The organism is Solitalea canadensis DSM 3403 (assembly GCF_000242635.2).
Lineage (GTDB): Bacteria > Bacteroidota > Bacteroidia > Sphingobacteriales > Sphingobacteriaceae > Solitalea > Solitalea canadensis.
Window position 1 is genome coordinate 955649 of sequence record NC_017770.1, and the last position, 15239, is coordinate 970887.

The 15239-nt window shown below is 36.2% G+C and carries 17 protein-coding genes; 12 read left to right on the plus strand and 5 right to left on the minus strand.

The features are described 5' to 3' along the window. The 4 genes from SOLCA_RS03790 to SOLCA_RS03805 all read right to left on the minus strand — a co-directional run bounded on the left by SOLCA_RS03790 (position 1) and on the right by SOLCA_RS03805 (position 4433). The gene (locus tag SOLCA_RS03790; RefSeq protein WP_014679124.1) at positions 1–1914 is read right to left on the minus strand and encodes an AMP-dependent synthetase/ligase; all 1914 of its coding nucleotides are present in this window, start codon (positions 1912–1914) and stop codon (positions 1–3) included. Between the two features lie 334 nt (positions 1915–2248). After that, positions 2249–2575 carry a HesB/IscA family protein gene (locus SOLCA_RS03795; protein ID WP_014679125.1) on the minus strand — a complete coding sequence of 109 codons (327 nt, stop codon included), beginning with the start codon at positions 2573–2575 and terminating at the stop codon, positions 2249–2251. A gap of 96 nt (positions 2576–2671) precedes the next feature. Then, on the minus strand, positions 2672–3085 hold the full coding sequence (gene iscU / locus SOLCA_RS03800) for a Fe-S cluster assembly scaffold IscU (protein ID WP_014679126.1): 414 nt from the start codon (positions 3083–3085) through the stop codon (positions 2672–2674). 133 nt (positions 3086–3218) lie between these two features. Then, on the minus strand, positions 3219–4433 hold the full coding sequence (locus tag SOLCA_RS03805; protein WP_014679127.1) for an IscS subfamily cysteine desulfurase: 1215 nt from the start codon (positions 4431–4433) through the stop codon (positions 3219–3221). A 250-nt stretch (positions 4434–4683) separates the two neighbouring features. Here SOLCA_RS03805 and mce point away from each other — a divergent pair, with 250 nt between their 5' ends. The 12 genes from mce (at position 4684) to SOLCA_RS03865 (ending at position 13626) form a co-directional block, all read left to right on the plus strand. Continuing rightward, entirely contained in the window at positions 4684–5085 is a 402-nt protein-coding gene (mce, locus tag SOLCA_RS03810; RefSeq protein ID WP_014679128.1) for a methylmalonyl-CoA epimerase, read from the plus strand. A gap of 107 nt (positions 5086–5192) precedes the next feature. Next, positions 5193–5627: a GNAT family N-acetyltransferase gene (locus SOLCA_RS03815; RefSeq protein WP_014679129.1), complete on the plus strand. Its 435-nt coding sequence runs from the start codon at positions 5193–5195 to the stop codon at positions 5625–5627. Between the two features lie 184 nt (positions 5628–5811). Next, the gene (locus tag SOLCA_RS03820; protein ID WP_014679131.1) at positions 5812–6060 is read left to right on the plus strand and encodes a type B 50S ribosomal protein L31; all 249 of its coding nucleotides are present in this window, start codon (positions 5812–5814) and stop codon (positions 6058–6060) included. Positions 6061–6165: 105 nt separating this feature from the next. Beyond that, the gene (locus SOLCA_RS23895) at positions 6166–6591 is read left to right on the plus strand and encodes a helix-turn-helix domain-containing protein (RefSeq protein ID WP_042479244.1); all 426 of its coding nucleotides are present in this window, start codon (positions 6166–6168) and stop codon (positions 6589–6591) included. Beyond that, the gene (locus tag SOLCA_RS03830) at positions 6591–7457 is read left to right on the plus strand and encodes an IS3 family transposase (protein WP_245536749.1); all 867 of its coding nucleotides are present in this window, start codon (positions 6591–6593) and stop codon (positions 7455–7457) included. The genes SOLCA_RS23895 and SOLCA_RS03830 overlap by 1 nt, the downstream gene beginning before the upstream one ends. A gap of 56 nt (positions 7458–7513) precedes the next feature. After that, complete coding sequence (locus tag SOLCA_RS03835) at positions 7514–8689, plus strand: putative sugar nucleotidyl transferase (RefSeq protein ID WP_014679133.1); 1176 nt, start codon at positions 7514–7516, stop codon at positions 8687–8689. A gap of 90 nt (positions 8690–8779) precedes the next feature. Next, positions 8780–9556: a triose-phosphate isomerase gene (tpiA, locus tag SOLCA_RS03840; protein WP_014679134.1), complete on the plus strand. Its 777-nt coding sequence runs from the start codon at positions 8780–8782 to the stop codon at positions 9554–9556. A gap of 87 nt (positions 9557–9643) precedes the next feature. Next, positions 9644–10480 carry a 50S ribosomal protein L11 methyltransferase gene (gene prmA / locus SOLCA_RS03845; RefSeq protein WP_014679135.1) on the plus strand — a complete coding sequence of 279 codons (837 nt, stop codon included), beginning with the start codon at positions 9644–9646 and terminating at the stop codon, positions 10478–10480. A 37-nt stretch (positions 10481–10517) separates the two neighbouring features. Beyond that, on the plus strand, positions 10518–11279 hold the full coding sequence (locus tag SOLCA_RS03850; protein ID WP_014679136.1) for an N-acetyltransferase: 762 nt from the start codon (positions 10518–10520) through the stop codon (positions 11277–11279). A 9-nt stretch (positions 11280–11288) separates the two neighbouring features. Continuing rightward, positions 11289–11732 (plus strand): DUF1572 family protein, encoded by a 444-nt coding sequence (locus SOLCA_RS03855; protein ID WP_014679137.1) that lies wholly within the window; start codon positions 11289–11291, stop codon positions 11730–11732. An 82-nt stretch (positions 11733–11814) separates the two neighbouring features. Further along, positions 11815–13176, plus strand: coding sequence for a UDP-N-acetylmuramate--L-alanine ligase (locus SOLCA_RS03860; protein WP_014679138.1), 1362 nt, complete (start codon positions 11815–11817; stop codon positions 13174–13176). A 45-nt stretch (positions 13177–13221) separates the two neighbouring features. Next, entirely contained in the window at positions 13222–13626 is a 405-nt protein-coding gene (locus SOLCA_RS03865; protein ID WP_014679139.1) for a GxxExxY protein, read from the plus strand. Between the two features lie 814 nt (positions 13627–14440). Here SOLCA_RS03865 and SOLCA_RS03870 read toward each other — a convergent pair. Next, positions 14441–15172, minus strand: coding sequence for a metallophosphoesterase (locus tag SOLCA_RS03870; RefSeq protein ID WP_014679140.1), 732 nt, complete (start codon positions 15170–15172; stop codon positions 14441–14443). Positions 15173–15239: the final 67 nt, after the last annotated feature.

Below are 15239 nucleotides of genomic sequence, written 5' to 3' on the forward strand. Positions count from 1 at the left end.
TTAATCCGCCTCTACTTCCACATCGTATAGTTCGTCAATTTCTTCTGCATATTTCTTCTCAATTACACGTCGTTTAGCTTTAAGTGTGGGAGTTAGCTCTCCGCTTTCTATGCTGAAAGGATGACGTTTTATAATGAAGTTTTTAATACGCTCAAATTTTGCCAGCTCATTCGAAAGTTTGCGAATATCTTCTTTAACCCAGTTAGTGATGCGTTCATCCTCAATAAACTGATCAGGTTCATTGAAAAAGTCTTCATCAAAGTCAAAAGACTCACGTAATGAATCATGAGAAGGAACAACAATGGCTGTTAAATAATCACGCTTATCTCCAATAAGGAAGATTTGTTCGATACGCGTACTTTTCAGGTAAATATTTTCAACCTGAGTAGGATATATATTCTTGCCGTAAGAGTTGATCAGAATATTTTTGATACGATCGGTGATCTGTAAGTTGCCTTTATTGAATTTTCCAACATCACCTGTATGAAACCAGCCCTCATTGTCGATAACGAATTTGGTTTCTTCAGGTTGATTCCAATAACCTTTCATTACACAATGTCCTTTCACAATGATCTCTCCTTCAGCAGATTCAAAATTTGGGTCGAAACTTTCATGAGTTTGTTTGGTAACAATTTCTTTGGTGTCAGTATTTTGGATGGCTACAACTATACCCGGAATGATACGACCTACCGTACCTATTACTTGTCTGTGGAACTCAGTAACCGCCATAACAGGTGCTGTTTCGGTTAACCCGTAGCCTTCGAGGATTTTAATGCCTAAGTTTCCGAAGAATTCACCTACATTTTTAGGAAGAGCAGCTCCTCCAGAAATCATGAATTTTAAATTACCGCCTGTTTTCTCTTTTATCTTGCTAAAAACTAATTTTTCAGCTAGTGTAGCTTTTACAGATAATGGAAACCCAACAGAACTGCCAGCTTCTCTCTTCTGACGAACTTCCTTTCCTACTTCAAATGCCCATAAGAATATCTTTGATTTAAATCCGCCGGCAGAAGTTCCGCTTTTAACCGCTTTTTCAGTTATTCGCTCTAATAATCGCGGTACTACACTCATAATGGTAGGTTTAACTTCCATCATGTTTTTTCCCAATAATTCCAAGCTTTGTGCAAAAGCAATGGAACTTCCCACCGTACAGCAAACATGGTAAGTTGCAGTACGCTCAAAAACATGGGAGAGAGGGAGGAAGGATAGAAATACATCTTCTGGTACAATTCCAGGAATTTGCTCTAAGCAGGCTTTAACGTTGCTTACAAAGTTATAATGAGTGAGCATAGCACCTTTAGGTGTGCCTGTAGTACCTGATGTATATATTAAGGAGGAAAGGTCTTCCGGTTGCACCATTTCCCGGGCCTGGAAGATTTTTGTTGTATAGTTAGCAAGTAAACTCTTTCCTTCTTCTAAAACCTCACTAAAAGCAAGGATTTTTTTGGTAGAAGTGAAATGTGAAGTAATCTTATGATAGTCGTCAAATGCAGGGATAAGGTATTCGAGTGTATTACAGTTCTCCGCTATCTTTAATATTTTACGTAATAAGAAATGGTTACCAATTAATATCGTTTTTAATCCTGCATCCTTGATGATAAACTCAATTTCACTTTCCGAAAGGGTAGGGTATATGGAGACGTTTACCGCTCCGATTTGTTGTAGGCCTTGGTCATAATAAACATATTTCGGACAGTTTTCGATAAGGAAACCTAAGCGATCGCCTTTTTGAATGCCTTTATCTAAAAACCAGGCTGAAAGAGCGTCGGCATTGGCTAATGTTTCACCAAAAGTAATGGGTTTATAATCATCTCCGTTTTTCTCCAATAAAAAGGTTGTTTGAGGAGATTTAACGTTTTGAACCACATTTCTTAATAATTGTGGGATGGTGGTCCTCTCGGTGATCTGTGCCATAAGCTCTTTGCAAAAAGTTTTTTTTATTTATTGGTCCTGTAATTGTGTCGTAAATATCAGATAAAGCTTTAATCAATAGCTGATTAGACTTTTAATCAGTATTGATTTTTAGAAACAAGCCTTCAAAGGTGCAAAAAAAAATCTCAACTATAAAAACAAAGAGCCCCATTTATTGTATGGATTAGCGGTTTTGCCAAATTATTTTCTGAACAGATCGTAAAGAGAAAATTTGGAAGGAGCGAAGAAAACAACAACGGAATGGAGAAGTACATGCAAATAATAAGGGCTTCTGATTTACATCAGAAGCCCTTATTATTTATTTAAAATCAGAAGGTTAAACAGAAAAACTTTCTCCACAACCACAAGTGCGGCTTGCATTAGGGTTAACGAAATTGAACCCTTTGCCGTTTAAACCGTCGCTAAAATCAAGTTCTGTTCCCGCCAAATAAAGAAAACTCTTCATGTCAAGGGCGATTCTCAGACCTTTATCTTCAAACATTTGGTCACCTGTTTTAACTTCATTGTCAAAATCCAAATTGTATGATAAGCCAGAGCAGCCTCCACCTTGAACACCTACTCTTAAAAAGTAACTAGCATCAAGATGAGCTTCACTCATTAATGAATCAATTTTTGATTTTGCTTTATCTGTTATAGTAATCATATTTATTCAGATATGAGATTTGAGATATGAGATTTGAGAAGGAGACTTTAAGATTTGTATCCTACACCTGAAATCTCACATCTCACATCTAAACTATTAATGGTGCGATTTTTCTAAAGCAATTGGCTCCATACCGTTTTTAACACGGTAATCATTAATTGCCGATTTAATTGCATCCTCAGCCAATACCGAACAGTGGATTTTAACCGGAGGTAAAGCCAACTCTTCAACAATATCCATGTTGTCAATTTCAAGCGCTTGGTCGATCGTTTTACCTTTCAACCATTCAGTTGCTAAAGATGAAGAAGCGATAGCCGAACCACAACCAAAAGTTTTGAATTTTGCATCTGTGATCAGGTTGTTTTCATCCACTTCAATTTGAAGGCGCATCACGTCGCCACATTCCGGGGCACCAACTAAACCTGTACCTACATTTTGTTTAGCTTTATCGAGAGTACCTACGTTACGTGGGTGAGTGTAATGATCGATAACTTTTTCTGAGTAAGCCATATTTTCTAAAATTTTAAGTCTAAAGTAATTTTTTAAGTTCTAAGCCTGAATGGTAAGTTTTAAGTAATTAATAGGAGTTAGCTTTATTAAGCAATTCAAACTTATTACTTATATCATAACACTCAATACTATTTTAATGTTCAGCCCATTCAATGCTGTTAAGGTCAATGCCTTCTTTAAACATTTCCCACAGCGGACTTAATTCACGTAAATGAGTAACTGCTTTTTTAGTTACTTCAATAGCATAATCAACTTCTTCTTCAGTTGTAAATCTACCTAATCCAAAACGGATTGAGGAATGAGCAAGATCATCATTTAATCCTAAGCTCTTCAATACATATGAAGGCTCTAATGAAGCTGAAGTACAAGCTGAACCCGATGATACAGCTAAATCTTTCATAGCCATCATCAAACCTTCTCCTTCAACATATTTAAATGAAATGTTGGCAACATGAGATAAACGGTGATCTACATTACCGTTTACATAGGTTTCTTCCATTTCAGTAACGGCTTTCTCTAATTTATCACGTAAAGCACCTAAACGCTTAGCTTCAGATTCCATTTCAGCCAGTGCAATTTCACAAGCTTTGCCAAAACCTACAATACCTGGAACGTTTAATGTACCTGAGCGCATGCCACGTTCGTGTCCGCCACCATCAATTTGAGCTGTAACTTTAACACGAGGGTTTTTACGACGTACATATAAAGCACCACAACCTTTAGGACCGTAAAGTTTATGTCCGGTGAATGATAATAAATCGATACCGTCAGCGATAACATCAACCGGGATCTTTCCAACTGCTTGAGTTGCATCAGTATGGAATAGTACTCCGTGTTTGTGCGCAATTGCAGAGATTTCTTTCACAGGTTGAATAACTCCGATCTCATTATTAGCATACATGATCGAAATTAAGATGGTTTTATCAGTGATCGACTTTTCTAACAAGTCTAAATCAACCAATCCATCTTCTTTAACAGGTAGAAAAGTTACTTTTCCACCCATTTTTTCAATATGATGAGCTGCGTCAAGTACGCATTTGTGTTCAGTAACAACAGTAATTATATGATTACCTTTTTGCTGATACATTTCAAACACGCCTTTAAGAGCCAGGTTATTAGATTCAGTTGCGCCAGAAGTAAAGATGATTTCTTTCTCATTGGCACCAATAATTTTGGCTACTTGTTCACGAGCATATTCAACAGCTTCTTCAGCTACCCAACCAAAAGGGTGATTACGGCTGGCTGCGTTGCCAAATTTATCAGTAAAGTATGGCAACATTGCTTCCAATACGCGAGGGTCCATCGGCGTAGTTGCATTGTTGTCAAGGTAAATAGGTAACTTCAACATAATTTGTAAATTGTCTAAATAAAGCAATGCAAAAATAACACAAATATTTTTGATTTGTGTTTTTAATCACGTTTTCTTTGTTTGATTTTTACTTTTGCCTTACATTTTTTATGATGTTTATAAGGTGGAAAAATAGAATCAAACTTATAACATCATTAGTCAGCAATAGTTTTGCTGCATTCACAGAATTTCGAATTACAAAGTTCAACCTCAACTTAAATCTTTATTTTACCATAATATCAATAAATCAATGCTACGAATTGACCACATAGGAGTTGCCGTTAAAGACCTTCAGTCTTCCACTAAGTTATTTGAACAACTTTTAGGAACACCGAGCTATAAAACAGAATCAGTTGCCTCAGAAAAGGTTACTACTGAGTTTTTTGAGATAGGAGAGAGTAAAATTGAGTTATTGTTGGCGGAAAGTGAGGATAGTCCCATCGCAAAGTTTATTGAAAAACGGGGAGAAGGCATTCATCACATTGCTTTTGAAGTGGAAAATATTGAGAACGAAATTGAAAGACTTAAAAATGAAGGATTTCAGTTTATTGCCGATCATCCTAAAAAAGGAGCTGACAATAAATTGATTTGTTTTCTGCACCCAAAATCAACGAATGGTGTGTTGGTTGAATTATGTCAAAGTATTTACTAATTAATCCAAAATAAAACTCGCCGCCCTGCCGTTTAGTTCTATATAACTATAATAGAAGTTGCTGTTCTCATAGTAGAACTGTAACTTAAATCTAAATTTTACCCACGTTGATCTGGAAATTAAAATCGTTTGAGGAGCTGAATGTAAATGAGCTGTATGCAGTTATTCAATTGCGTGAAGATGTATTTATTGTTGAACAAAACTGCCCGTTTTTAGATTGTGATGGCAAAGACCCGCAATGCTGGCATTTAATGGGTTGGGCTGATGGTAAATTGGCAGCGTATACACGGATTGTACCCCCTGGAGTTATTTTTGATACTGCCTCAATTGGTCGTGTGGTAACTAGCAGAGAATTTAGAAGACATGGAATCGGAAAAGAATTGATGGAAAAGTCAATTGAAGAAGCCGAAAACTTAGGTTATAAAAACCTGACCATAGGAGCTCAATATTATCTGTTAAAGTTCTACCAAAGCTTCGGCTTTAAGGAGTTTGGTGAAATTTACCTGGAGGATGGAATTGAACATGTGCATATGAAGAGATGATTTTTTAGTCCGTGGTCCATAGTCCATAGCTTGACGTCTGAATTACTGTATAAATAAAAACTTAAGTAATATACTATGGACTATGGTCTATCGACTATGGACACTATTAAGAAAAGTAAATATAATTTGCACATCATATTGCAAAGTTCTATATTTGCACCTCATTTAAAAATTAAGTGCGAAAATGAAAGCTGATATCCACCCAAAAAATTATAGATTAGTAGTGTTCAAGGATATGTCGTGCGATTACGCATTCCTTACTAAATCAACTGTTGATACTAGAGATACCATCGTTTGGGAAGATGGAAATGAATATCCATTAGTAAAATTAGAGATCTCTGACAAATCTCACCCGTTCTATACTGGTAAGATGAAGTTAGTAGATACTGCAGGTCGTATCGATAAATTCAAAAACCGTTACGCTAAAAAATAGTTCCGGTTTACATGATATAAAAAAGTCCACTAATAGTATTGGTGGACTTTTTTTATTTTTGAAGTGTCCCGTCCTGAAATAGCGATACACAAAAAAAGAATCGTTATGGAAACCAAGCATTATGAGAAACGAAGTCAACGAGATTACAGTATGTCGTTTAAGCTTCAAGTCGTACAGGAAGTAGAACAAGGAGAGTTATCCACCACAGGGGCCCAGCGTAAGTATGGAATCCAGGCCCGTTCCACCATAGTGAATTGGTTACGAAAATATGGTAACTTGGACTGGGAAAATCAAACACCTTCGAATATGCCTAAAACCCCGGAGCAAAAGATTCTGGAACTTGAGGCCAAGGTAAAACTGCTGGAGAAACAGAAAGCCACCCTGGAGCGTCAAGCCTATGTAGCTGACAAGAAAGTGATCATTTTCGATATGATGATCGATCTTGCTGAACAGGAATATAAAATCGACATCCGAAAAAACTTACCACCCGAACAATCGATCGATTTAAAGAACAAAACCAAGAAACCTTAGTGTTTTCCTGTCATTTGTTCGGGATAGACAGACAGGTTTATTACCGTAAACTCAAAAGAAAGGCCATCAAACAACATAAGGCAATGAAAGTGATGAATCTGGTAAGGAGCAAACTAATGCACATGCCCAGGCTGGGCGGAAAGAAGTTGTACTGTTTATTGAAGGAAGACCTAAAAGCGCTAAAAATAGGGCGAGACAAGCTTTTTGACATCCTTAGGGCTAACCATTTACTAGTGCCTCCTAAGCGGAGCTATCTGGTTACTACCAATTCGCATCATCGGTTCAGGAAGCATTCCAATCTTATTGCAGAGATGGAAATTCATCGACCCGAGCAGGTATGGGTGTCAGACATTACTTACATTGGCAAACGAGATAAGCCTTGTTACCTGAGCTTGGTTACCGATGCTTATTCAAAGAAAATAATGGGTTATTATGTAGCCGACAACCTGAATGCGGAAAGCAGTTTACAAGCATTGAAAATGGCTATTAAACAACGAGTGTATAAAACAGCACCCTTGATCCATCATTCAGACCGAGGGCTTCAATACTGTGCCCAGGACTATCAACATGAATTGATCAGTAATAAGATAAAATGCAGCATGACCCAGCATTCCGACCCGTATGAGAATGCTGTTGCTGAACGGGTAAACGGTATATTAAAACAGGAATTTAGGATTGATACTCATTATCTGGACTTAAAGACAATGAAAACTATTGTAAAAGAGTCTATTGATATTTATAACAATCAACGTCCGCATTATTCCAATTTTATGCATACGCCTAATCAGATGCACCAGCAAAATGAAATTAAAATGAGAACCTATAAAACAAAAACTAGCAGCAAACTTGAATTTGCTGCTAGCTAAAATTGTACTTTTATTTACCTTTAATCCTGTATCATTATTCCAGGACTAGACAAAGAATGCGAAACTACATATTGTTCGACGATGATACTCATCATCGCTTACGGCCTTTGACATTCACCCGTCCGGTATCTGAAATTCGGCTTGGGATATTAACCATCCGCCAAAAATGGGAGCTTTATTTAAAAACTACCGTTTCGTATAAAACAGAAGTCCATTTACAAGAAAAATACCCGATAGTTCTTAGCTCAGAGAATGTATTTATAAATGCTTCCTTTTTACCTGATGAAGCTATAACAGAGCAGATTAATAAGCTTAAACCGAATGAAGCAATTAAAGCAGGTGGTAAGCTGATTGCTGTTTGTCTTGCAGAAACATCATCTGACTTCAACCATACTCTTTATTTAAATAGCGCCGCCGAAATACAGTTAACGTCATTGTCTATTAATTACCCTGAGCATATTTTTCTGTTTAATAAACAAGCGCTGATTGATGATTTTACCCTGATAACTAAGGGGCGAATTTCAGCTGCTGTTCCGGAAGGAACGCGGGTGTTAGGAGATAGTTTGTTTATTGAAGAAGGTGCAAACGTTAATTTGGCTACCATTAATACGCAAACAGGTCCGGTTTACATTGGGAAAAATGCAGAAATAATGGAAGGTGCACTTATCAGAGGACCTTTTGCTGCCTGTGACGGGGCGGTTGTTAAAATGGGCGCAAAGATCTATGGAGCAACTACCTTGGGGCCCAATTCGGTTGTTGGAGGCGAGGTAAAGAATTGTGTAATAATTGGCAACTCAAATAAAGGGCACGAAGGTTACTTAGGAGATTCTGTAATAGGAGAGTGGTGTAATTTAGGGGCAGATACTAATAATTCTAACCTAAAAAATAATTTCGGATCTGTTAAAGTTTGGAATTATGCGGATGCTGATTTTCGTGATACTCAACTGCAAAAATATGGTGTTATTATGGGCGACCATTCCAAAACATCAATAAATACAATGTTAAATACCGGTTCGGTAATTGGGGTGGGATGTAGTATTGCAACAACAGGTTTTCCTCCTAAATTTGTTCCCGATTTTACATGGCATCAGAACGAAGTTTACTCTGTTTTTCAGTTGGAAAAGTTTTGGAAAACCGCTTTAGAAATGATGAAAACGAAAAAAACTGAGTTTAATGACGAAGAAAAGCGTATACTTGAATACGTTTATTCAATAAGTAGAAAAGGCTATTGATTAGTCTTAATTTGCTGATATATAGCTGATAAAAAAGATTCCTCTTCGGAATAAGTTAACACGAAAACACACAAACTATTTTAAATACAAATGAGAAAGAAAATCGTTGCAGGAAACTGGAAGATGAATAACGATTTACAGGAATCGTTGAAATTATTTTCTGAAGTAGCCAATATGGTTAAAGATGAAGTAAGTAATGACGCAGAAATTATTGTTTCAGCCCCGTTTACTAATATTTATGCGCTAGATCAGTGGAAAAATGGGTCTGATATTCACGATAAAATCAAATTATCTGGTCAGAACTGTTGTTGGGAAGAGTCGGGTGCTTATACCGGAGAAGTTTCTGCAAAAATGTTGAAATCTATCGGAGCTGAATATGTTATTATCGGCCACTCTGAACGTCGTCAGTACTTTGCTGAAACGAATGCGTTGCTAGCTAAAAAAGTAGATTTAGCTTTGAAACATGAGTTAATTCCGATCTTCTGTATTGGTGAAACTTTGCAGGAGCGTGAGAAAAATATCCACTTGGATCTTATTAAAAACCAACTTCAAGAAGGTTTATTTCACTTAATTAAAAGTGTAGTAAAAACAGTAGTTATTGCTTATGAACCAGTTTGGGCTATTGGAACAGGATTAACTGCAACTCCTGAGCAGGCTCAGGAAATTCATGCATTTATCCGTCAGTTAATTGTAGAAGGTTACGACGAAGAAACTGCAAATGAAGTAAGTATTTTATATGGTGGAAGCTGTAATCCTTCAAATGCAGCATCTTTATTTTCACAAAAGGATATTGATGGTGGATTAATCGGCGGTGCCTCTTTGAAATCACGCGATTTTACAGATATTATCAAAACTTTTAATTCTTAGTTCTTTTTTGTTTCTTGTATCACTGATTCATTTCATGTTTAATGCTGTGGATCAGTGATTTTTTTATTTAAATGCGCTCTGTGTTTCATGAATTATTACGAATTAGTATTTACCGTAGTTGACCCTGAAGGGTTTGTAAAAGATCTACTTATCGCCAGTTTATCAGAAATTGGTTTCGACACTTTTGAAGATACCGAATCAGGTTTTAAAGCCTACATCCAGGCTGAACAGTTTAATGAGCATCTGGTTAGCGAACAGTTATCGGATTATAAAGATCAGTTCAATTTTTCTTACGAAACCAACCTTATTCCACATAAAAACTGGAATGAAGTGTGGGAAAATAATTTTGAACCTGTAATCGTTGCCGACAAGCTGTACATCCGTGCAACTTTTCATCCTGCGCGTGCTGAGTTTCCTATGGAGATTGTTATCGACCCTAAAATGGCTTTCGGTACCGGTCATCATGAAACGACCTATTTAATGTCGGAGTTCTTGTTACAGACAGAAGTAGAAGGCAAAAAAGTGCTTGATATGGGATGTGGATCGGGTATTTTGGCTATTCTGGCTTCAAAACTGGGTGCTGAGGATTTACTTGCAGTAGATATTGATCCTATCTGTGTGAGCAGTAGTATTGAAAATGCCCAACTAAACGAGGTTGACAACATGAAAACAGGGTTAGGTGATATCGATCAGGTAAATGATACTGGTTTCGATCTAATTTTGGCTAACATCAATCGTAATATCTTATTAAATCATATGTCGCATTATGCTGCTATGCTGGCTGATGAAGGAGAGCTGATTATGAGTGGCTTTTATGAGACTCCCGATCTGGCAATCATTCAGGAAGAAGCTGCTAAATATGATTTGAAATATATCAGTCATTATACCCGTAATAATTGGGTTGCAGCAAAATTTGTAAAGTAGTTGCAAATAAGATTGCCGGTTGGATAAACTTTTGATTATGTCCCAATTAATTAATCTGACTGAAGAAAATATTTGCAACGAGCATATCTGCTGTGCAATTAGCGATAAGAAATGTGCTAAAGGCTACGAATTAAAAAAGGAATGGCTGAAAACACAATTTGAAAAGGGGTATCGTTTTCAAAAGGTTGATGTAAGGGGAAAGGTGTTTATTGAATACATTCCAATTGAAGAGTCGTGGTTGCCATTTGATGGACAAAATTTTATGGTGATCAATTGTTTTTGGGTATCAGGGCAGTTTAAAGGTCAAGGGTACGGTAAGCAATTGTTGGAGCAGTGTTTTAAAGATGCTGTTGCTATGGACGGGGTTATTGCTATTACAGGTGATAAGAAGAGAGGCTTCATGAGTGATCCGACATTCTTTAAACACATGGGCTTTGAGATTATCGATGAAGCTCCTCCTTTTTTTAAGTTATGGGGAATCAGATTCAATCAAAATGCTGATTACCCTAAATTTAAAGAAACTGCCAGAAAAGGTTCTTGTTCAAATACGGAAGGGATTACAGCTTACTATTCTGATACGTGCCCGTTTACTGACTATTACATTGGTCAGGAGCTTCAGAAATACGCTAAGAAAACAAATACACCTATTCAAATCATTAAAATTGATAGTAAAGAAAAGGGGCATCAGATGCCTATTCCATGGATTATCAGCAGTATTTTTTATAAAGGTGAGTTGATAACATTGGAAATGAAACCGGAGAAACATCTGGATAAACTTATCGGAACATCGCATTCTTAAATTATTACCATGATACAAACCGTAAAATCAATTTTCGTCAGAGATCTTCAAAAACTAAAAACAGAAATTGAATCTTATCAGCAAGAGAAAAATATCTGGTTGGTACGGGATAATATTGCTAACTCTGCAGGGAATCTTTGCTTACACCTGGTGGGTAATCTTAATCATTTTATTGGTGCTACATTGGGAAATAGCGGTTATATTAGAAATCGTGAGCTGGAGTTTTCACTAAAAGATGTTCCTCGCACAGCGTTGATTAGTAAGATTGAAGGCACGATTAAGGCTGTTGAAAACGGTTTAGATCAAGTTGCTGATGAACAATTGCAAATGGATTATCCGATTATTGTTTTTAGTGAAAAAACGAGTACGGAGTTTATGCTTTTTCATCTGTTAACACATTTGTCTTATCACCTCGGACAAATAAATTACCATCGAAGATTATTGGATAAATAATTTCTATCAGAATTTTTAACGAATGGATTGTACCAAACCGAATATAATCCGATTTTCGTTTTCTCAATAGCTCAACAATTACATGAACGTACATTTTATTTCAATTGGCGGAAGTGCAATGCACAATCTGGCCATTGCATTACATAAAAAGGGATATAAGGTTACCGGATCAGATGATGAGGTTTTTGAACCTTCAAAGTCTCGTTTAGCAAAACACGGATTGTTGCCAGAAAGTATCGGGTGGAATCCGGAGAATATTCACTCCGAGCTAGATGCTGTTATTTTAGGTATGCATGCCCGCGCCGATAACCCTGAGTTGATCAAGGCAAAGGAGTTGGGACTTAAAATCTATTCTTATCCTGAATATATTTATGAACAATCAAAAGACAAAACACGTGTGGTAATTGGTGGTAGTCATGGTAAAACAACCATTACTGCAATGATTCTTCATGTATTGCATCAATGTAATGTTGATTGTGATTATTTGGTTGGTGCACAATTGGCCGGTTTTGATACCATGGTTCGTATTACCAAAGATGCTCCGGTAATAATTATTGAGGGCGATGAATACTTGTCGTCACCGATCGATCGTCGCCCGAAGTTTCATTTGTATAAAGCCAATTTGGCAATTTTAAGCGGTATTGCCTGGGATCACATTAATGTATTTCCAACTTTTGAGAACTATGTTGAGCAGTTCAAAATCTTTTTGGACACTATTGAGCCTAAAGGCTTTTTAGCTTATTGTGAGTTGGACGCTGAATTAAAAAAACTAGTTCAAAGCTATCCGAATACTCATTTTGAAACAGTTGGGTATGGCTTGCCTAAATTTAAGGTAGAGAATGGAGTTACAACTTTGTTAACTGCGGACGGTGATGTTGCAATAGAGGTTTTTGGCGAACATAACCTGATGAATATGAATGGTGCCCGTTTAATCTGTAATAAATTGGGCGTTTCGGATGTCGAATTCTATAAAGCAATCGCAAGTTTTAAGGGGGCTTCAAAACGTTTGGAGCTGGTGGCTAAAAATGATCAAACTGCAGTATATAAAGATTTTGCCCACTCTCCTTCGAAGTTAAAGGCCACCACAGCAGCAATGAAGGCTCAGTTTCCGGAGCGAAAATTAATCGCAGCAATGGAATTGCATACGTTCAGTAGCTTAAATAAGAATTTTCTAAAAGAGTATGATGGATCGATGGCTACTGCAGATGAAGCATTGGTTTATTTCAATCATCATACAATTGAGCATAAAAAATTGGAACCTATTTCAGAAGAACAGGTGAAAGAAGCGTTCAATTCGGATAATATCCAAGTATTCACCGATTCAAAAAAGCTGGAGACTTACCTCTTGGCTCAAAAATGGAAAAATGCCAATCTGCTGTTAATGAGTTCCGGCAATTTTGATGGTATTGATTTTAAAGAATTAGCAGAAAAAGTGCTTAACTAATTGTTAAGAACTTTTTTTTTAACTAATCGTTAGCTGTTATATATAATGAATAAATTAAAATTGAAGGACCTTGTTTACAAGGTTAATGGAGCTGCTATTGAGGTACACAAAGCTTTGGGTCCTGGTTTGCTGGAAAGTGTTTATCACAAATGCCTGATGCATGAGTTGCAATTAAGGGGTGTTGATTTTTATCCGGAAATGTCAATTCCGGTTAGATATAAAGACATTGAGATTAATACACAGCTTAAATGTGACTTGTTTATTGAGAATTGTTTGGTTGTAGAGTTAAAAGCTGTTGATGAAGTCCTTCCAATTCATCAAGCTCAGTTACTGTCTTATATGAAACTGTTAAAGGCTCCCATGGGACTTTTGATCAATTTTAATTGTGTTAATGTTTTCAACGCGGGACAGAAAACCTATGTAAATGAATTCTATGAGGTCCTTTCTTAATAAACCATATAAGATATATAAGATCATTTAAGAAAAAACTTATCTGTTCCTTATATGGTCTTATATGGTTCAGAAATAATCAACCATATAAGACATATAAGATCATTTAAGAAAAAAACTTCTCTGTTTCTTATATGCCTTATATGGTTCAGAAATAATCAACCATATAAGACATATAAGATCATTTAAGAAAAAAACTTCTCTGTTTCTTATATGCCTTACATGGTTCAGAAATAATCAGCCATATAAGACATATAAGATCATTTAAGAAAAAGCTTATCTGTTTCTTATATGCCTTATATGGTTCAGAAATAATCAACCATATAAGACATATAAGATCATTTAAGAAAAAACTTATCTGTTCCTTATATGGTCTTATATGGTTCAGAAATAATCAACCATATAAGAGATATAAGATCATTTAAGAAAAAAACTTCTCTGTTTCTTATATGCCTTATATGGTTCAGAAATAATCAACCATATAAGACATATAAGATCATTTAAGAAAAAAACTTCTCTGTTTCTTATATGCCTTATATGGTTCAGAAATAATCAGCCATATAAGAGATATAAGATCATTTAAGAAAAAGCTTATCTGTTTCTTATATGCCTTACATGGTTCATAAATAATCAACCATATAAGATATATAAGATCATTTAAGAAAAAGCTTATCTGTTTCTTATATGCCTTATATGGTTCATAAATAATCAGCCATATAAGAGATATAAGATTATTTAAGAAAAAAACTTATCTGTTTCTTATATGCCTTATATGGTTCAGAAATCATAAGACGTGTAAAATGCCTTACATGGTTTACCTATTTCGGCCGTTTTCATTCGGATAGAGCGTTTGTACAATGTCACTCTGAAAAACCTCCTTAGAATCAATGTTCACAGCGGACAGTTTTCCAAGAAAAGCTGCGCCAGTATCGATATTCCAAACATTACAAGCCTGCATAGGTACGCCTACATCATAGTTTAAAGTTGGAGTATGGCCTATGTAAATTTCGTTGAACAACAGTAATCGTTTGGGATACAGTTTAGAATCTTTGGTAATACGTTTATCCATTGTCAGAGCCATTTCCCATAAGGTGCGATCCCAGGAAAAATTGCTTGAATATTGTTCCTTCTCTGGTCCGTGCATAGAAGAAAAGCCAGCGTGAATAAATAGTCTGTTTTGCTCATCTATAAAGTAATTTAACATTCTGCGAAAGAACTTCAGATGCCTTTCTTTTTCTTCAACCGGAAAAGTGATATAACTTTCAATCGTTGAGTCACCTCCATTAAAAAACCAGGTTTGATTGGGCACATTGCCGTTTAACCAGGATTCACACCAAGCGTCGTGGTTGCCTTTAATAAACATGCATTCAAAAGATTCATCAAGTTTAATCAAATAATCAATTACACCTGATGATTCAGACCATCCATCTACATAATCCCCTAAAAATATAAGCCTGTCGCCAACAACAGGGTTGATTTTGCTTATAAGTTGTTTCAAAGCTTTCAATGCTCCGTGAATATCTCCTATGACAAATGTTCTGGGCATATATAAGTTAATTAATACTGTCCTTTAATTAGGTGTTCAATTCTTAGTCTTGAAATGAAAAGCTTGC